Here is a 17,313-nt window from a genome sequence, read left to right as displayed (position 1 = left end):
GAACCGGACAAGGAGACCACAATGCGTATCACCCAGGGATGCTTTTCCTTCCTGCCCGACCTCGATGACGAGCAGATCGTCGCCCAGGTCGAATACTGCCTGCGCAACGATTGGGCGATCGGCGTCGAGTACACCGACGATCCCCATCCCAGAAACACCTACTGGGAAATGTGGGGCAACCCGATGTTCGACCTGCGTGACGCCGCCGGCGTGATGATGGAGCTGAAGGCCTGCCGCAAGGCCAATCCGGACTGCTACATCCGGCTCAACGCCTTCGACGCCACCCGCGGCTTCGAGACGGTGCGCATGTCGTTCATCGTCAACCGGCCCGAGGTCGAACCGCATTTCGAGATGACCCGCACCGAGGTCGCCGGCCGCACCGTCAACATCACCATGCGGACGGTCGGGTAGGGCCCGGCAGAAGACGAGCCGCGCGCAGCCCCTCTCCCCCTTGTGGGGAGATGCCCCCGTTAGGAGGCAGAGGGGGGGTGAGCGGCAGGCACCGGAGTTCGTGGCTCACCCCCCCCTGTCGGCTTCGCCGACAGAGGGGGGCGCAAAATATCTTGTTTCCGAAGGATCGCCAGTCATGCCCGACACCCCCTCGCACCCGATGCACCGGCGAGCGACGCACCGGAGAAGCCCGCCACGGTCGATCTTGCCGCGGATTACCGAGAGTCCGGCGTCGGCGAGATCCTTGAGGAACTCGACCGCGATCTCGTCGGCCTGAAGCCGGTCAAGCAGCGCATCCGCGAGATCGCGGCGTTGCTGCTGGTCGAGCGCGCCCGCAAGACGCTCGGCCTCGTGCATGAAACGCCGACGCTGCATATGAGTTTCACCGGCAATCCCGGAACCGGCAAGACCACGGTGGCGCTGCGCATGGCCGATCTGCTCTATCGGCTTGGTTACGTGCGCAAGGGGCATCTGGTGTCGGTCACGCGTGACGATCTGGTCGGCCAGTACATCGGTCATACGGCGCCCAAGACCAAGGAAGTCCTGAAGAAGGCCATGGGCGGCGTGCTGTTCATCGACGAGGCCTATTATCTCTACCGGCCCGACAACGAGCGCGACTACGGCCAGGAGGCCATCGAGATCCTGCTGCAGGTGATGGAGAACCAGCGCGACGATCTGGTGGTCATTCTCGCCGGCTACGCCGACCGCATGGACACGTTCTTCGCCTCCAATCCGGGGTTCCGCTCGCGGATTGCCCATCACATCGATTTCCCGGACTATTCGGACGACGAGCTGCTGCAGATCACCGAGAAGCTGCTGGCCGAGCAGAACTACCAGCTCAGCGACGAGGCGCGGGCGGTGATGCAGCGCTACATCCCGCTGCGCCGGGAACAGCCGCATTTCGCCAATGCGCGCTCGATCCGCAACGCGCTGGACCGGGCGCGGCTGCGGCAGGCGAACCGCTTGTTCGAGAGCGCAAAGGGGCCTATGACGGCGCAGGAACTGTCCGTCATCGAGGCGCAGGACATTAGCGTCAGCCGGGTGTTCGAGCAGCCCAAGACCGCGCAAAAGGATGCCGCCGAATGAGCTCAGACCTCGTCATCGCCCCCTCCATGCTGGCCTGTGACTTCTCGCGCCTGCGCGACGAGATCGTCGCGGTCGAGACCGCCGGCGCCGACTGGATCCATCTCGACGTGATGGACGGCCATTTCGTGCCCAACATCACCTTCGGGCCCGACGTCATCGCCGCCATGCGCCCGCACACAGCCAAGATCTTCGACACCCATCTGATGATCGCGCCTTGCGACCAATATCTGGAAGCCTTCGCCAAGGCGGGCTCGGACATCATTACGGTGCACGCGGAAGCCGGTCCCCATCTCGACCGCTCGCTGCAGGCGATCCGCAACCTGGGCAAGAAGGCCGGTGTGTCGCTGAACCCGGCGACGCCGGAAAGCGTCATCGAATATGTGCTCGACCGGCTCGACCTGGTGCTGGTGATGAGCGTGAACCCGGGCTTCGGCGGCCAGAAGTTCATCCACGCCATGGTCGACAAGGTCGCGCGCATCAAGCAGATGATCGGCGACCGGCCGATCGACATCGAGGTCGATGGCGGCGTCACCGCCGAGACCGCGCCGCTGGTCGCCAAGGCCGGCGCCAACGCGCTGGTCGCGGGCTCCGCCGTCTTCAAGGGCGGCACGCCGGAAACCTCCGATGTCTACGCCCGCCAGATCGCGGCCATCCGCGACGCGGCGCACGCCGTTCGGGCGGCCGCGTGAAGGCCGCGATCTTCGATCTGGACGGCACGCTGGTCGACAGCGTGGGGGCGATCGCCGATATCGGCAATCAGCTTGTCGGCGAACTCGGCCTGCCCGCGCTCACTGTCGCGGAGGCGCGCGGCTATATTGGCAACGGGGCGGCAATGTTCGTAAAGCGCGCGCTGGAAGCGCGCAATTTCCCCGTTACGGATGACGCGCTTGAACCCCACGTCGAGCGGTTCGAGGCGCTCTACGCCGCCGCGCCCGGCGAGGCCAACACGCCGTTTGCCGGCGCCGAGGCGGCGCTGCGCATACTGACGGCCCAGGGCGTCGCCATCGGCCTGTGCACCAACAAGCCCGAGACCCCGACGCTCAACCTGCTCGACGCGCTCGGCTGGTGCGAGCTGTTTGGAGCCGTCGTTGCGGGCGATACGCTTGCGACCCGTAAGCCCGATCCGGCGCCGCTGCACCATTGCGCGCGGCTTCTGGGAGCCGAGGTGAGCGATGGCGGCGTGGTCTATGTCGGCGACAGCGAGGTCGACGCGGCCACGGCGCAGGCGGCTTCCAGTCCCTTCGTCCTCTTCACCGAGGGTTATCGCAAGACCCCGGTCGCGGACATGGGCTGGCAGGCGACGTTTTCCGATTTCGCCCAGCTTCCCCAGGTGCTCGCCTCGCTGCCCCGCCTGCGGGCAATGGACGCTGTCTGATGGCGCGCGCGCTGATCTTCGACGTCGACGGCACGCTCGCCGAGACCGAGGAGGCGCATCGCGCGGCTTTCAACGCGGCCTTCGAAGACGCCGGGCTGGCGTGGCATTGGGACCGCGCGCAATACGAAGCGCTTCTGAAGGTCACCGGCGGCAAGGAGCGCATCCGCCATTTCGTGCGCAGCACCGGCGGCGATCCGCGGCACGCCGAGAACGCCTTCATCCGCGCCCTGCATGCGGAAAAGACCCGCCACTACACAGGCATCGTCGCGGGCGGCGGGCTGGAACTGCGCCCCGGCGTGCGCGAATTGATCGACCATGCGCGCAAGACCGGCCTTCGGCTGGCGATTTCCACCACCACGACGCTGGCCAATGTCGAGGCGCTGCTCGGCGCGGCCTTCGGCGGCATGGATCTGTTCGAGGTGATCGTCGCCGGCGACATGGTGGCGCAAAAGAAGCCCGCGCCCGATGCCTATCTGGAGACCCTGCGCCGGCTGGATCTTGCCCCGGCCGAGTGCCTGGCGCTGGAGGATTCCGCCAACGGCCTGCGCGCGGCGCTGGCCGCGGGTCTCGACACGCTGGTAACGCCCTCGGTCTATACGGCAGGCGAGGATTTTTCCGGCGCGCGCGCCGTGCTGCCCGATCTCGGGGCTCTGCAAGCCGTCGGCTGGGATGTGGATCACCCGTCTTTGCAGTCCGCGTCCCACCGCGTATAAGCGCGTCAACCGTCCCCGGCAGCCAAAGCATCCATGACCGAACTTCTCGTCGCCGCGCTCTACAAGTTTGTCTCTCTTCCGGATTTCCGCGAGATGCGCGATCCGCTGCACGGCGTCTGTGTGGAGAATGGCGTTTTCGGCACGCTGCTCCTGGCGGCCGAGGGCATCAATGGCACCATTGCCGGACCGGAGGCGGCAGTGCGCGCGGTGCTGGATTTCCTGCGCGCCGATCCGCGCATGGCGGATCTGGAGCACAAGGAATCCACGGCCTCGTCCATGCCGTTCAGGCGCATGAAGGTGCGGCTGAAGAAAGAAATCGTCACGCTCGGCGTGCCCGTTGATCCGAACCGGTCCGTGGGCACCTATGTGGCGGCGGAGGACTGGAACGCGCTGATCTCCGATCCGGATGTGGTGGTGATCGACACGCGCAACGACTATGAGGTCGAACTCGGCACGTTCGAGGGTGCGATTGACCCGAAGACGCCGAGTTTTCGCGATTTCCCCGCCTTCGTCGAGGCGTCCACCGCACTCGCCAACAAGCCGAAGGTGGCGATGTTCTGCACCGGCGGAATCCGCTGCGAGAAGGCGTCGTCCTATCTGGTCGAGCGGGGGTTCGGCGAGGTCTATCACCTGCGCGGCGGAATCCTGAAATACCTCGAGACGGTGCCGGAAGATGAGAGCCTGTGGCGCGGCGAGTGCTTCGTCTTCGACGAGCGCGCGGCGCTGGGCCACGGTCTGGCTGAAAGCGCGCGCGACGCCGATGACGCGCCCGAGAGCGCCGGCTGAGCGTACTACCGCACCAGGGTGAGCGCGGATTCCGGAGCCGGCGTCACGCTATCTTCCTGTTCCTGAGCCAGTTCGGCCTTGCGGTCCATCAGCCAGTCCGTCAGCGCGGCCGAGGCCCAGATCGTCGTCAGAGTCACCCAGGCGGTGATCGCGAAGATCGAGCCGCCGGTAACGCCCGCGCCGACCGCGCAGCCGCCGGCCAGCATGCCGCCGAATCCCATCAGCACCGCGCCGATGATGTAGCGCCGCATGCTCTGGCCGTCGCGAAAACCTTCCAGCTTCAGTTCGCGCGCCGACGAGGCGGCGAGGAAGGATCCCAGAAACACGCCGGGAACCAGGCCGATGCTGAAGTCGAAGGCGCCGCCCGGCGGGCTGAGAAACAGCATCAGCGCATCGGCGGAGGGCCCCGTGAACGTCATGCTTTGCAGCGGGATCGGGTCGAAGGCCTGTGAGGCCAGCGAATAGGTGAAGAACCAGCCGGCGGCGACAGTCAGCCCGACGCAGAAGGCGGCCACGCTGCGGCCCAGAGGCAGGCGGGCGCGGATGGCGAAGGCCACGGCGGCGGCCAGAAACAGCAGGCCGAAAACCAGGCCCGATCCGGCGCCCGTGCCCAGGATCGCCAACAGATCCGCCGTCTCTCCGCCGTCGATCGCCCAGAGTGCCGCAAGCTCGTTGCGCAGCGGCGAGAGAATACCGCGCAGCGAGGCCTGGGCGGTCACCGCGAAAATCAGGCCCGAGAGCAGCGCGCGCAGGTTGCCGTTGGCCGAAAGCACCAGGAGCCGGCTGGCGCAGCCGCGCGCCAGGATCATGCCGGTGCCGAACAGCGCGCCGCCGATGGCCGCGCCAGACAGGCTTGAGCGCGCGGCAAGCTGGCGCGCTTCTGACACGTCCAGCCATCCCGTCTCGATCAGCCCTTGCGTCGCCGCAACGGCGCCGCCGAACGTCAGCAGCCACACGGATGTCTTCACGCCGATCGATCCACGCGCGAACTCGATCACCGCGGCGCGCAAGCAGAAGCGGCTGCGCTGGGCGCAGATGCCGAACGCCATGCCGATCAGCAGCCCGCCGAAGGCCGCCGTGCCGCCCTCGCCAAGCCAGTCAATGAAACCGGTGAGATCCATCGCGATGTCCGTCGGTCGCCGGGGTGTGTCCAGGCTTTAACTCGTATTCGTATATATGAATTTAATGGAGGACGCGCGCGCCGCGTTGATCTGCCTCAAGCGGGTGTTATACCAACGGTCGTAACGAATGACCCATTTGATGGAGCCAAACCGGTTCATCCGGCAAGGCGCGTCGCGCGGCGCGACCCGCCTGGTCGGGCAAGCGGCGCAACGCTGTCCGGTGGACCGGTTTGGCCCACCGAAGGCCGGTTTTGCGCAACGACTGGACAGCGTCGCGCTTCTTGAACGATGCTCCTGCATCGCCCTGCGAACCGTTCCTTGCCAGACGTCGCGCAAAACCGGTCAAATGAATCATTCGTTATGACCGTTGGTATTACTGTGGCGTCGGACAACACAAGAATGTTTGCGGGAGGTACGATGGGGGAGGCGGTCTCGACACTCGATGACGCCCGGCTGGGGCTTATCTTCAGGCGCATGTGCCCGGCTTTCGCGGACCGCTGCGGGCGGAGAAATTCGCCGGCGGCCAGTCCAATCCCACCTTCCGCATCGAGGCGGAGAGCGGCACCTACGTGCTGCGCCGCAAGCCTCCGGGCAAGCTCTTGAAATCCGCCCATGCGGTGGACCGCGAGTTCCGCGTGATGACCGCGCTGCGCGGCACCGAGGTGCCCGTCGCCGATCCCCTGCACCTGTGCGAGGACGACGATGTCATCGGCTCGATGTTCTATCTGATGTCGTACAAGTCGGGCCGTGTGTTCTGGGACCCCGCCCTGCCGGAGCTGCAGCGCGAGGAGCGCGCCACCGTCTATGACGAGATGAACCGGGTGCTCGCCGCTCTCCACTCGGTCGATGTCGAGGCCGTGGGGCTATCGGATTTCGGCAAGCCGGGCAGCTATTTCGCCCGCCAGGTGTCGCGCTGGGGACGCCAGTACCGTGACAGCGAGACCGGGGCGATTCCCGACATGGATGCGCTGATTGCCTGGGTCGAAGCCAATGTGCCAGACGACGACGGCCGCGTGGCGCTGGTGCATGGCGATTTCCGCATCGACAATCTGATCTTTGCGCCGGACGCGCCGAAAATCATCGCCGTGGTCGACTGGGAACTCTCGACGCTCGGCCATCCGTTTTCGGATCTTGCCTATCAGTGCATGCAGTGGCGGCTGCCGCACGACGGGCTGTTTCGCGGGCTCGACGGGGTCGACCGCGCCGCCCTCGGCCTGCCGACCGAAGAGGCTTATGTGGCGCTTTATTGCGAGCGCATGGGGCTGTCGGGCATCGACGACTGGACCTTCTGTCTGGCGTTTTCCTTCTTCCGTCTCGCCGCCATCCTGCAAGGCGTGAAGAAGCGCGCGCTGGACGGCAACGCGTCGAATCCGGAGCGGGCCTTGGAAATGGGCACGCTGGTGCCGGAGCTGGCGCGCATGGGCGGGCGGCTGATCGGGAGCGGCGGATGAGCGGTGGATCATGTGATGGGCGCTATTCTGGCAAGACCGTCCTGCTGACGGGAGCGGCCGGTGGTTTCGGCCGCGCCGCGGCGTTGCGTTTCGCCTCCGAAGGGGCCGCGCTGTTCCTCTCGGATCTCGACGAGGCCGGGCTCGCGGACACGGTGGCGTTGCTGCCCGAGGGCGCGCAGGCGCGCGCCACCCGTTGCGATGTGGCGGATGAGGCCAGCGTCGCGGCGATGGTCGACGATGCGCTTGCGGCCTTCGGCCGCATCGATGTCGCCGTCAACAACGCGGGCATCGCCCATCGGCATGCGAAGATCGCCGACACGGATCTTCAGACCTTCGATCGCATGCTGGCGGTCAACCTGCGCGGGGTGTTTCTGTGCCTGCGCGCGGAACTCAACGCCATGAAGGCGCGTGGCGGCGTCATCCTCAATGTGTCCTCCGTCGCGGGCGTGCTCGGTGCGCCGCTGCTGGGCGCTTATGCGGCCTCCAAGCATGGCGTCATCGGCCTGACGAAGACGGCCGCCGCCGAGGCCGCGCGCGACAACATCCGCGTCAACGCGCTGTGTCCATCATATGCCGACACCGCCATGCTCACCGATCTCACGGTCACCATGCGCGGCACCCATGAGGACGCGACCGCCCGGCTGGTGCGCGGCATTCCGATGCAGCGGCTCGTGACCGCCACGGAGGTCGCCGCCGCCATGGCCTGGCTGTGCTGCGATGAAAACAGCTTCATGACCGGGCACGCCGTGCGGCTGGACGGCGGCGGCACGGCGGTTTAGGTGTCCGATGTTGCCGCCTCTTGAGAAGGCGGGTGACGTTTGCGTTGTGCAAGGGCACAGGGTGGCATTCGCACTCCGCAACGCATAGATTGTGGTCATGGGTTCTCCGCCTCTGCTTGCACCCAATGCCGCGTTGTTTCTCGATTTCGACGGAACCTTGGTCGACATCGCACCGACGCCTGCAAGCATTCACATTCCTGAAAAATTGTCTTCGTTGCTGGAGGACCTGATCGCGGCGTTCGACGGTGCGGTCGCGTTGATCACGGGGCGTCCGTTGAGCGAAGTCGACGGCTTTCTTGCGCCTCTCAAATTGCCCGCCGCCGGTCTGCACGGATTGGAGCGGCGAATGGAGTCGGACGAGGCTATCGAGAGGGTTGAAACCGGTCCCGAGCTGAACACGCTGCGCGAACGCATCGCGGGAGCCAGACTGCTCGATGATGCCGTGCAGCTTGAGGACAAGGGGCTGGCGCTCGCCGTGCACTATCGTCAGGCGCCGGAGCGCGGACCGGATATCGCCGCCGGCCTCGCCGCCGCCAGCGCTGACCTGCCGAGCCTGCACATGATCCACGGCAAGATGGTCGTCGAATTGAAATCCGGTGCCCAGGACAAGGGTCGGGCGCTGGCCGCCTTCATGGAACTGGTTCCCTTCGCGGGGCGTTATCCCGTTTTCGTGGGCGACGACGTCACGGATGAAGACGGATTCGCGGCCGCCGCGCGGCTGGGAGGCTTCGGCGTGAAGGTGGGCGCGGGGGAGACCTGCGCTGCATATCGGCTGGCCGGTATCGAAGCGGTGCGGGGCTGGCTGGAAAGCGCCGTCCGCCACGTCGGTCGCCTGGAAGCGTCACAACCCTACCCCCTGGACAAGGACCACAAAATGGATGTGAAACCTTGAGTTCCCTCGATCTCGCCATGATCGGCAATTGCTCGATTGCAGCCCTCATCGATACAAGGGCACGCCTTGTCTGGTGTTGTCTGCCGCGGTTCGACGGCGATCCCGTCTTCCATGCGCTGCTGGGTTCCAGGGACGGGAACGCGGATGAAGGGCCTTTTCCATCCAGCTGGAAGGCTTCGCGCGCAGCGAGCAGACCTACGTCGAGAACACCGCGGTCCTGAAGACGCGGCTTTATTCCGAAGATGGCAGCGCCATCGAGATCACGGACTTCGCCCCCGCTTCATTGCGCGTGGTCGCATGTTTCGTCCCATCGCTCTCGCGCGGCGGGTGGAGCCGCTCTGCGGCCGGCCTCGCATCGCGGTGCGCGTGCGTCCGCGGTTCGACTACGGGCGCACGCCGGCGACCGTGACCTTCGGCTCCAATCATCTGCGTTACATGGATGACGATCTGGTGCTGCGTCTGTCGACCAATGCGCCGATCACCTACATCCGGCATGAGACGACGTTCTCGCTCGACCGGCCGTTGTCGTTCTACCTGGGGCCGGACGAGTCGCTGTCGGATCACCCCAACACCCTGTTGCGCTCGTTCGAGGAAAAGACCACGGACTACTGGCGCCACTGGACCCGCAGGCTCGGTCTGCCGATGGAATGGCAGGAAGCGGTGATCCGGGCCGCGATCACACTGAAACTCTGCACCTTCGAGGAAACCGGCGCGATCGTTGCCGCCATGACGACTTCGGTGCCCGAGGCCGCCGATTCCGGCCGGAACTGGGACTACCGCTTCTGCTGGCTGCGCGATGCCTTCTTCGTCGTGCGCGCGCTCAATTCGCTCTCCGAAATGGAGACGATGGAGAACTATCTGCGCTATCTGACAAATGTGACCGCGATGATGGACGGCGATCATCTCAAGCCGGTCTATGGGATCGGTCTGGAAAGCGATCTGAAAGAAACCATCATCGACATGCCGGGCTACAGGGGCATGGGTCCGGTCAGGGTCGGCAACCAGGCGCATGAGCATTTCCAGCACGATGTCTACGGCAACGTGGTCCTTGGCGCGATCCAGGCCTTCTTCGACCAGCGGCTTCTGCACAGCTTCGGCGCGGAGGAATTCACCCGGCTGGAAGATTCCGGAGAGCGCGCCTACGCGCTGTATGCCTCCGCGGATGCCGGCATGTGGGAACTGCGAACCCGGGCGCGGATCCACACGTCTTCCTCACTGATGTGCTGGGCGGCCTGCGACCGGCTTGCCAAGGCGGCGTCGCATCTGGGGCTCGCCGAGCGCGCCGCGCACTGGCGCGGGCGGGCAAAGGAGATCCATGCAGTGATTTGCGAGCGCGCATGGAACGACAAGCTGAATTCATTCGTTGAAAGTTTCGAGGGCACGGACGTCGACGCCAGTCTTTTGCTCATGGCCGAGGTCGGTTTCCTGCGCGCGACCGATCCACGCTTCATTGCGACGGTCGATCGCATTGGAGAGCGCTTGCGGCGCGGGAACTTTCTGTTCCGCTACGCGGCGGCGGACGATTTCGGCACGCCGGAGACCGCCTTCAACATCTGCACCTTCTGGTACATCGACGCCCTGGCGCGGATCGGCCGCAAGGATGAAGCGCGCGAGATTTATGAATCGATGTTGGCGTGCCGGAATCACGTGGGGCTGCTGTCGGAAGACATTGATCCGGCCACCGGGGAGCTGTGGGGCAATTTCCCGCAGACCTATTCGATGGTGGGAATCATCAATGGCGCGATGCGCCTGAGTTCCGGGTGGGAGACGGTGATCTAGATGTTCGAGGCCGGACAGACACCGGAGGTTGCCGAGCGATGACGCGGCTTGTCGTTGTTTCCAATCGTGTGGGCCCGCTGAGGGACACCGGAAAGGCCGGCGGCCTCGCCGTCGGACTCGTGGATGCGCTAAAGCAAAGGGGCGGACTATGGTTCGGCTGGAGCGGGCGGATATCCGAGGAAGGGACCTTCGGCGTGCTTCACAATGAGGGCGAAGGCAGCGTGGAGCTGGCCACCATCGACCTCACCCAACAGGATTACGACGAGTTTTACGCTGGCTACGCCAACCGGGCGCTTTGGCCGGCGCTGCATTACCGGCTCGATCTGGTGGAGAATGAGCGTCATTTCGAAGACGGATATCGCCGCGTCAACCAGCGTTTCGCCACACGGCTGAAAGCGCTGCTAAGGGCCGATGACATTCTGTGGGTTCACGACTATCACTTCATTCCGCTGGGGGGCTGCCTGCGTGCCATGGGGGTCGAGAACCCGATTGGCTATTTCCTGCATGTGCCGTTCCCGGGACCGGATGTGCTCACGGCGCTGCGCAATGCCAATTCCCTGGTGCGCGAGCTGCTCGCCTATGATCTCGTCGGCTTCCAGACGGCTGGGGATTGCGGCAATTTCCGCCGCTACGTTCGCGAAGAGCTCGGCGGCGGCATGCGCGAGGGTGGCCTGGTCGAGGGATTTGCGCGCAAGACGGTTGCGCGCGCCTATCCCATCGGCATCGATACGGCGGGTTTCGCCGAATTCGCCGGTTCCCCCATTGCCAAGCGGCACCAGCAGCGCCTGGCGCGCGCGATGGGCGGCCAGCCGCTGATCATCGGGGTCGACCGGCTCGACTATACCAAAGGCATCCCCCAGCGGCTCAACGCCTTCGCCCGCTTGCTCGAGGATTATCCCGAGCATCGCGGCCATGTTTCCTTCATGCAGATCGCGCCGTTGTCGCGCTCCGAGCTTGACGCCTACGCCGACATCCGGCGGGAACTCACCGAGCTTACGGGCGCCATCAACGCGCGCTTTTCCGACATGGACTGGACGCCGGTCAGACTCATGTTCCGTTCGTTTGCGCGCATGGCGCTCGCCGGCATCTACCGGGAAAGCCGCATCGGCCTTGTCACGCCTTTGCGCGACGGCATGAACCTGGTCGCCAAGGAATTCGTCGCGGCCCAGGATCCGGACGATCCCGGCGTTCTCATCCTGTCGCGTTTCGCGGGTGCGGCGGAGGAGCTGAAGGAAGCTCTGATCGTCAACCCGTTCGCCGAGGAGGAAGTGGTCGAGGCCCTCCAACGGGCGTTGCGCATGAAGCCGGACGAACGCAAGCAGCGCTGGAAAGCGCTTTTCGGCCGGCTGGCGACAAATGACGCCAACGCCTGGAGCCGGCGTTTTCTTGCTGACCTCGCGGGGACGACGGACGGCCAGCTGGTGGCGTGAGGCGGCTGCTACTCCGCCGCATCCACGCTGATGACGCCGCGGCGGATCTGGTCTTCCTCGATGCTCTCGAACAGCGCGCGGAAGTTGCCCTCGCCAAAGCCCTCGTCGCCCTTGCGCTGGATGAACTCGAAGAAGATCGGCCCGATCACGGTCTTGGAGAAGATCTGCAGCAGGATTTTCGTCATGCCGCCGTTCACCACGCCCTCGCCGTCGATCAGGATGCCGTGCTTCTTGAGCTTGTCGATGGGCTCATCGTGGCCCGCGACGCGGGTCTTGCTCTTCTCGTAGTAGACCTCCGGCGGGCCGGGCATGAATTTCAGCCCGTTGTCGGCAAGCCGGTCGGTGGCGTCGTAGATCGCATCGGTGCCCACCGCGATGTGCTGGATGCCCTCGCCGTTGTATCTCTTCAGGTATTCGACGATCTGGCTGGTCTCGTCCTTGGATTCGTTGAGCGGGATGCGGATCTTGCCGCAGGGCGAGGTGATCGCCCGGCTGACCAGGCCGGTGATGCGGCCGTCGATATCGAAATAGTGGATCTGGGTGAAGCCGAAGAGCTCGCGGTAGAAATCCCACCAGGTGTCCATGTTGCCGCGATAGACGTTGTGGGTCAGGTGATCGAGATAATAGAAGCCCACGCCTTCCGGCTTGGGATCGCGCGCGCCCAGCCATTCGAAGTCGGCGTCATAGGCCGAGCCCTTCTCGCCATAGGTCTCGACGAAATACAAAAGCGAGCCGCCGATGCCGACGATCGCCGGCACATCCAGCGCCTTGTCGTCGGCCAGATAGGGCGTCGCGCCCTTGGAGACCGCGTGATCGAAAGCGTGCTGCGCGTCGACCACGCGCCAGGCCATCGACGCGGCACACGGGCCGTGCTCGTCGACGAAGCGCATGGCGTGGGAGCCGGGTTCCGCGTTCAGCACATAGGTGATGTCGCCCTGGCGGTAGAGCGTGATCGCCTTGCTCTTGTGCCTGGCCACCGGCACATAGCCCATCTTGCGGAACAGCGCGTCGAGCTTTTCGGCCTCGGGGCTGGCGAATTCCACGAATTCGAAACCGTCGGTGCCGGCCGGGTTGTTCTCAGTGATGGTCGCGACAGGCGCGTCGTGCGGAAACGGTCCCATGAAATCCTCCTCATGCCAGGGTCCGCACAGTATGCGGGGAAATCCATGCGACATGCGTGCAATTGCGCGTTAGATTGCCGATAAGATGCACAAATCATGCGGCATATGCTACAAGTGCGCACATGATTGCCTCTCTCGACGGTTTTGACATCAAACTGCTTGCATTGCTTCAACGCGATGCGGCGCTCACCAACCAGCAGGTGGGCGAGCGCATCGGCCTGTCCGCCTCCCAGGTCTCGCGCCGCCGGGCGCGGCTGGAGGCCGACGGCATCATCCGCCGCATCCGCGCCGAACTCTCGTCTGACGCCCTGGGGCTGATGGTCACCGCCTTCATCGGCGTGACGCTGAATGCGCACTCGCGCAACAACTCCCGCCGCTTCCGCGATCTCATCCAGGCCATGGACAGCGTCCAGGAGGCGCATGCGCTCACCGGCGAGATGGACTATCTGATCAAGATCACGGTTGCGGATCTCAAGACCCTGGCCCGCGTCATCAACGACGATCTGCTGGCCCATGAGGCGGTGCAGAACGTGCATTCCTCGGTGGTTTTGGAAACCATCCGCGACGACAACGCCCTGCCGCTGGGGTGAGGCAAGGACACACTGCGCGAGCAGAGACCGCTCCGCGAGCCCGCCGTATTCGTTCCCTCTCCCCGCCGGGGAGAGGGTCAGGGTGAGGGGGGGCTGCGATCCGCTCGGACGACACGCCCCCTCATCCGGCCCTGGCGGGCCACCTTCTCCCCGAGGGGAGAAGGCAGGGGCCACAAACGTCCATCCGCTATTCCCCACGGCTCATCACCCCGCGCAAAGCGGTTGTGCAGGCGCCATGCTTGTCTTTCCCCGTGCGTGCGGGCATCGTGCGCGTGAAACGATCCGCGCAAAGCGGACGGCAGGGGAGTGAACGGTGCGGGATCTGGGCAGCTGGGACTACATCATCGTCGGCGCGGGATCCGCCGGCTGCGTGCTGGCCAACCGGCTCTCCGCCGACCCGTCGGTCAAGGTCTTGCTGCTGGAGGCGGGCGGGCGCGACAACTACATCTGGATCCACATTCCCGTCGGCTATCTCTATTGCATGGGCAACCCGCGTACCGACTGGGGGTTTCACACCCAGCCCGAGCCGGGGCTCAACGGCCGCGCCCTGATGTATCCGCGCGGCCGGGTGCTCGGCGGCTGCTCTTCGATCAACGGCATGATCTACATGCGCGGCCAGGCGCGCGACTACGACCACTGGCGCCAGCTCGGCAATGCCGGCTGGAGCTGGGACGACGTGCTGCCCTATTTCCGCAAGTCCGAGGATCACTACCGCTGGGACGACGCTTGCCACGCGCGCGGCGGCGAGTGGCGGGTCGAGGAGCAGCGGCTGTCGTGGGATGTGCTGGACACGTTCCGCGAGGCTTGCGCCGAGGTGGGCATTCCGCGCACGGACGATTTCAATTCCGGCGACAATTTCGGCTCCAGCTACTTTCAGGTCAACCAGCGCCGCGGCGTGCGCTGGAACACCGCCAAGGCGTTTCTGAAGCCGGCAAAGAACCGGCCCAATCTGCGCGTCGTCACCCATGCCCAGGCGCAGAGCCTGATCATTGAGGAGGGCCGCGCGGCGGGCGTGTCGCTGAAGCTGCGCAGCGAGGACGCGGTCGCGCGCTGCGAGGGCGAAGTCATCGTCTCCAGCGGCGCCATCGGCTCGCCGCAGCTCCTGGAACTCTCCGGCATCGGCGATCCGGCGCGGCTCAAGCAACACGGAATCAATGTCACCCACGCGCTGCCGGGCGTCGGCGAGAACCTGCAGGACCATTTGCAGATCCGCACCATCTACAAGGTGCAGAACGCGGTGACGCTGAACCAGCGCGCCGGTACATTGTTCGGCAAGGCGAAGATCGCGCTGGAATATGCGCTCAACCGCTCCGGCCCCATGTCCATGGCGCCGAGCCAGCTCGGCGTCTTCGCCAGGACCGATGAGACGCAGGAGAGCGCCAACGTGGAATATCACGTGCAGCCGCTGTCGCTCGACAAGTTCGGCGATCCGCTGCACGCCTTTCCCGCGATCACCGCCAGCGTGTGCAACCTGCGGCCCGAAAGCCGCGGCGGCGTGCACATCGGCTCAAGCGATCCCCATGCGCACCCGGAGATCCGCCCCAACTATCTCGCCACTGCCGGCGACCGGCGGGTTGCGGCCGATTCCATCCGGCTCACGCGCAAGATCATGGGTGCGCCCGCCATGGCGAAACACGCGCCGCAGGAGCATCTGCCGGGACCGTCGGTTGAATCGGACGAGGATCTGGCCAGGGCCGCCGGCGACATCGGTACGACGATCTTTCACCCCGTCGGCACCTGCAAGATGGGCGACGATCCCATGGCCGTGGTCGACAGCCGGCTCCGCTTGCACGGGCTCGCGGGCCTGCGCGTCGTCGACGCCTCGGTGATGCCGACGATCACCTCCGGCAACACCAATTCCCCCACCATCATGATCGCCGAAAAGGCCGCCGCCATGATCATCGAGGACCGCAGGGGATAGCGCGCGGGGCAGAACATGTATTCCCCGGGACGGACCCTCGGTTGTCCGGGTTTATCGTGCCCGATAACGGCGTTTCCCCAAGGGGTTGCTGAGCCGGTGCTGGTATGCTCATGTTGGAGTACAGAGATTAAATTGATAAAGGGGGATATGGCTTTGACAAAGAAGTTGTTTATTATTTCGCTAGCCGTAGCGGCGCTTTCTGTAATAGCTCAGACTGGCGCGTCTTCCGCCGAAACAATGACTGCCGACCAGATAAAGAAAGAAATACTAGGCAGGTCCTTGAATTATAGCGGGGCGTTTTCTGGAAAAATAACGTACCACAACAACGGAAGTATTTCCTACACTGCCAAGGGGAAAAAGTTCACCGGCCAGTGGCGTTTCAAACAGAACAAATTTTGCACCAATCTTTCCAGCAGAATCCGAAATCAAACCTGGAATTGCTTTACCTTCTCGAAAAAATCAGACGGCCGCTACCGGACAAGTCTTGGCTACAAGGTGTGGCGATAGGCCCCCGATCCCGGGCAATCGTCCGGTCTGGCCTTGAAAGCGCTCGCCTCTTGTCTCGCCGTGGATGGAACGGCTTGCCTGCGGGTGGAACGAGGGTCGGGCAAGTGCCGACGATGGTCCTCTGTCTGAACCGTGGCCGCACCCTTCAACGGGGATGCGGCACGTAATGCGGCGGCTCGGAAACGAATGTCATTGCCGGCCTGCGATGGCGGCTGGAGGTCCGGGGCCGTCGTGGAGGGCCTGGAGCGACCGGCGCGCGGGTGCTTGACCGGTGTCCCGCGCGCCCGCATCCTCGCCTTCGGCCCGGGCAAGGCCGACCTGCTGCAGGCCGCCGCCGAAACCGGCTCCATCCGCACCGCCGGCGACATCGGCGCGACGATCTTCCACCCCGTCGGCATCTGCAAGATGGGCGATGATCCCATGGCCGTGGTCGACAGCGGCTTGAGGCTGCGCGGGCTCTCCAGCCGGCGCGTCGTTGACGCCTCCGTGATGCCGACGATCACCTCGGGCAACACCAATTCCCCCACCATCATGATCGCCGAAAAGGCGGCGGCCATGATCATCGAGGACCGGCGAGGGCAAGATGCCGCGTGTTATCGCCCGAGCGCTATACCCTCCGGCGTCATCACCCGGCGAAGTCCGGGTGATCCACTCTGGGTGCTAAAGCCTTCAGGCCCACGGATCGACACTGAGCCAGCGCTCAGAGCGAAATCGCAAGATCCTCACGAAACGGGGAGGAGAGTGGATTGCCCGGGCTTCGCCGGGCAATGACGACTGCGGGGACCTGCAGGCATTCTCTTACGATGGTTATCCCCGGCGCGCAGTGCCGCTTTGCAGACCCGGGACGCGTCATCCCGGGCCGAACGTCCGCTTGACCATCTCCGCCGCGCACATCACTTTGCCTGCATGACACCCTCGTTTCCCAAATGCCGCCTTCGCATCGTGCTGGCGCCGGGCGTGGCCTTCGGGCCGGGCAAGGCGGACCTGCTGCAAGGCCTTGCCGAGACCGGCTCCATTCGCGCCGCCGGAAGCCGCCTGGGTATGAGTTACAAGCGCGCCTGGAACCTCGTCGGCGCGCTCAACCGCGATTTCGCAGAGCCGCTGGTGACCACCGAGAAGGGCGGTGCGGGCGGTGGCGGCGGCGCGCGGCTGACGCCGCTTGGACATGAGCTTCTGGAGCGGTTTCGCCGCATCGAGGCGGTGATGCTGGAGGCGGGCGGTGCGGACCTCTCGGTGCTTCAGGGCGCTGTCAAATCACCGCTTGACGGTGCGGGGGAGGAAAAATAGGGTCGATATGTCTGATGAAACATAT

At 65.0% G+C, this 17,313-nt stretch carries 16 protein-coding genes and 2 pseudogenes; 16 read left to right on the top strand and 2 right to left on the bottom strand.

What is annotated here, in order from left to right; all coding sequences use genetic code 11:
* Positions 1 to 21 precede the first annotated feature (21 nt).
* From D1F64_RS20615 to D1F64_RS20590, 6 genes and pseudogenes are all read left to right on the top strand, one after another.
* Positions 22 to 411, top strand: a complete 390-nt coding sequence (locus D1F64_RS20615; protein ID WP_117413958.1) for a ribulose bisphosphate carboxylase small subunit — start codon at positions 22 to 24, stop codon at positions 409 to 411.
* Positions 412 to 576: 165 nt separating this feature from the next.
* Positions 577 to 1,536, top strand: coding sequence for a CbbX protein (cbbX, locus tag D1F64_RS20610; protein ID WP_117413957.1), 960 nt, complete (start codon positions 577 to 579; stop codon positions 1,534 to 1,536).
* Entirely contained in the window at positions 1,533 to 2,225 is a 693-nt protein-coding gene (gene rpe, locus D1F64_RS20605; protein WP_117413956.1) for a ribulose-phosphate 3-epimerase, read from the top strand. The genes cbbX and rpe overlap by 4 nt, the downstream gene beginning before the upstream one ends.
* Positions 2,222 to 2,911: a phosphoglycolate phosphatase gene (gph, locus tag D1F64_RS20600; RefSeq protein ID WP_117413955.1), complete on the top strand. Its 690-nt coding sequence runs from the start codon at positions 2,222 to 2,224 to the stop codon at positions 2,909 to 2,911. The genes rpe and gph overlap by 4 nt, the downstream gene beginning before the upstream one ends.
* Complete coding sequence (locus D1F64_RS20595; RefSeq protein ID WP_117413954.1) at positions 2,911 to 3,624, top strand: HAD-IA family hydrolase; 714 nt, start codon at positions 2,911 to 2,913, stop codon at positions 3,622 to 3,624. The genes gph and D1F64_RS20595 overlap by 1 nt, the downstream gene beginning before the upstream one ends.
* A gap of 33 nt (positions 3,625 to 3,657) precedes the next feature.
* Positions 3,658 to 4,368, top strand: a pseudogene (locus D1F64_RS20590) (rhodanese-related sulfurtransferase); the annotation flags it as partial.
* 47 nt (positions 4,369 to 4,415) lie between these two features.
* Here the strand turns inward: D1F64_RS20590 and D1F64_RS20585 are convergent.
* Positions 4,416 to 5,531, bottom strand: a complete 1,116-nt coding sequence (locus D1F64_RS20585) for a YeeE/YedE family protein (RefSeq protein WP_117413952.1) — start codon at positions 5,529 to 5,531, stop codon at positions 4,416 to 4,418.
* Between the two features lie 476 nt (positions 5,532 to 6,007).
* Between D1F64_RS20585 and D1F64_RS20580 the strand changes: the two genes are divergently transcribed.
* The 5 genes from D1F64_RS20580 (at position 6,008) to D1F64_RS20560 (ending at position 11,862) form a co-directional block, all read left to right on the top strand.
* Positions 6,008 to 6,982, top strand: coding sequence for a phosphotransferase family protein (locus D1F64_RS20580; RefSeq protein ID WP_117413951.1), 975 nt, complete (start codon positions 6,008 to 6,010; stop codon positions 6,980 to 6,982).
* On the top strand, positions 6,979 to 7,761 hold the full coding sequence (locus D1F64_RS20575; RefSeq protein WP_117413950.1) for a glucose 1-dehydrogenase: 783 nt from the start codon (positions 6,979 to 6,981) through the stop codon (positions 7,759 to 7,761). Before D1F64_RS20580 ends, D1F64_RS20575 begins: the two co-directional genes overlap by 4 nt.
* Before the next feature lie 97 nt (positions 7,762 to 7,858).
* Positions 7,859 to 8,653: a trehalose-phosphatase gene (gene otsB / locus D1F64_RS20570; protein ID WP_117413949.1), complete on the top strand. Its 795-nt coding sequence runs from the start codon at positions 7,859 to 7,861 to the stop codon at positions 8,651 to 8,653.
* Between the two features lie 297 nt (positions 8,654 to 8,950).
* The gene (locus tag D1F64_RS20565; RefSeq protein WP_346432271.1) at positions 8,951 to 10,432 is read left to right on the top strand and encodes a glycoside hydrolase family 15 protein; all 1,482 of its coding nucleotides are present in this window, start codon (positions 8,951 to 8,953) and stop codon (positions 10,430 to 10,432) included.
* Between the two features lie 38 nt (positions 10,433 to 10,470).
* On the top strand, positions 10,471 to 11,862 hold the full coding sequence (locus D1F64_RS20560; protein WP_117413948.1) for a trehalose-6-phosphate synthase: 1,392 nt from the start codon (positions 10,471 to 10,473) through the stop codon (positions 11,860 to 11,862).
* 8 nt (positions 11,863 to 11,870) lie between these two features.
* Here the strand turns inward: D1F64_RS20560 and hppD are convergent, their stop codons facing one another.
* Positions 11,871 to 12,983, bottom strand: a complete 1,113-nt coding sequence (gene hppD / locus D1F64_RS20555; RefSeq protein ID WP_117414751.1) for a 4-hydroxyphenylpyruvate dioxygenase — start codon at positions 12,981 to 12,983, stop codon at positions 11,871 to 11,873.
* 122 nt (positions 12,984 to 13,105) lie between these two features.
* Between hppD and D1F64_RS20550 the strand changes: the two genes are divergently transcribed.
* The 5 genes and pseudogenes from D1F64_RS20550 (at position 13,106) to D1F64_RS20535 (ending at position 17,288) form a co-directional block, all read left to right on the top strand.
* Positions 13,106 to 13,573 carry an Lrp/AsnC family transcriptional regulator gene (locus tag D1F64_RS20550; protein WP_205470557.1) on the top strand — a complete coding sequence of 156 codons (468 nt, stop codon included), beginning with the start codon at positions 13,106 to 13,108 and terminating at the stop codon, positions 13,571 to 13,573.
* A gap of 322 nt (positions 13,574 to 13,895) precedes the next feature.
* Entirely contained in the window at positions 13,896 to 15,494 is a 1,599-nt protein-coding gene (locus tag D1F64_RS20545) for a GMC family oxidoreductase N-terminal domain-containing protein (protein ID WP_162901748.1), read from the top strand.
* A gap of 153 nt (positions 15,495 to 15,647) precedes the next feature.
* Positions 15,648 to 16,001 (top strand): hypothetical protein, encoded by a 354-nt coding sequence (locus tag D1F64_RS23630; protein WP_162901687.1) that lies wholly within the window; start codon positions 15,648 to 15,650, stop codon positions 15,999 to 16,001.
* A 351-nt stretch (positions 16,002 to 16,352) separates the two neighbouring features.
* Positions 16,353 to 16,577, top strand: a pseudogene (locus tag D1F64_RS24905) (GMC oxidoreductase); the annotation flags it as partial.
* A gap of 330 nt (positions 16,578 to 16,907) precedes the next feature.
* Entirely contained in the window at positions 16,908 to 17,288 is a 381-nt protein-coding gene (locus D1F64_RS20535) for a LysR family transcriptional regulator (protein ID WP_117413945.1), read from the top strand.
* The last annotated feature ends 25 nt before the right edge of the window (positions 17,289 to 17,313 follow it).

This window comes from Breoghania sp. L-A4, assembly GCF_003432385.1.
Taxonomy (GTDB): Bacteria; Pseudomonadota; Alphaproteobacteria; order Rhizobiales; family Stappiaceae; genus Breoghania.
Note: the sequence above shows the minus strand (reverse complement) of the source record. Positions and strands in the feature narration are given on the sequence as shown.

Excerpts from the sequence above, each read along its gene's own strand:
- D1F64_RS20615 (WP_117413958.1), top strand. The coding sequence starts at position 22 with ATGCGTATCACCCAGGGATGCTTTTCCTTCCTGCCCGACCTCGATGAC.
- rpe (WP_117413956.1), top strand. The coding sequence starts at position 1,533 with ATGAGCTCAGACCTCGTCATCGCCCCCTCCATGCTGGCCTGTGACTTC.
- D1F64_RS20595 (WP_117413954.1), top strand. The coding sequence starts at position 2,911 with ATGGCGCGCGCGCTGATCTTCGACGTCGACGGCACGCTCGCCGAGACC.
- D1F64_RS20585 (WP_117413952.1), bottom strand. The coding sequence starts at position 5,531 with ATGGATCTCACCGGTTTCATTGACTGGCTTGGCGAGGGCGGCACGGCG.
- D1F64_RS20575 (WP_117413950.1), top strand. The coding sequence starts at position 6,979 with ATGAGCGGTGGATCATGTGATGGGCGCTATTCTGGCAAGACCGTCCTG.
- otsB (WP_117413949.1), top strand. The coding sequence starts at position 7,859 with ATGGGTTCTCCGCCTCTGCTTGCACCCAATGCCGCGTTGTTTCTCGAT.
- D1F64_RS20565 (WP_346432271.1), top strand. The coding sequence starts at position 8,951 with ATGTTTCGTCCCATCGCTCTCGCGCGGCGGGTGGAGCCGCTCTGCGGC.
- D1F64_RS20560 (WP_117413948.1), top strand. The coding sequence starts at position 10,471 with ATGACGCGGCTTGTCGTTGTTTCCAATCGTGTGGGCCCGCTGAGGGAC.
- hppD (WP_117414751.1), bottom strand. The coding sequence starts at position 12,983 with ATGGGACCGTTTCCGCACGACGCGCCTGTCGCGACCATCACTGAGAAC.
- D1F64_RS20550 (WP_205470557.1), top strand. The coding sequence starts at position 13,106 with ATGATTGCCTCTCTCGACGGTTTTGACATCAAACTGCTTGCATTGCTT.
- D1F64_RS20535 (WP_117413945.1), top strand. The coding sequence starts at position 16,908 with ATGACACCCTCGTTTCCCAAATGCCGCCTTCGCATCGTGCTGGCGCCG.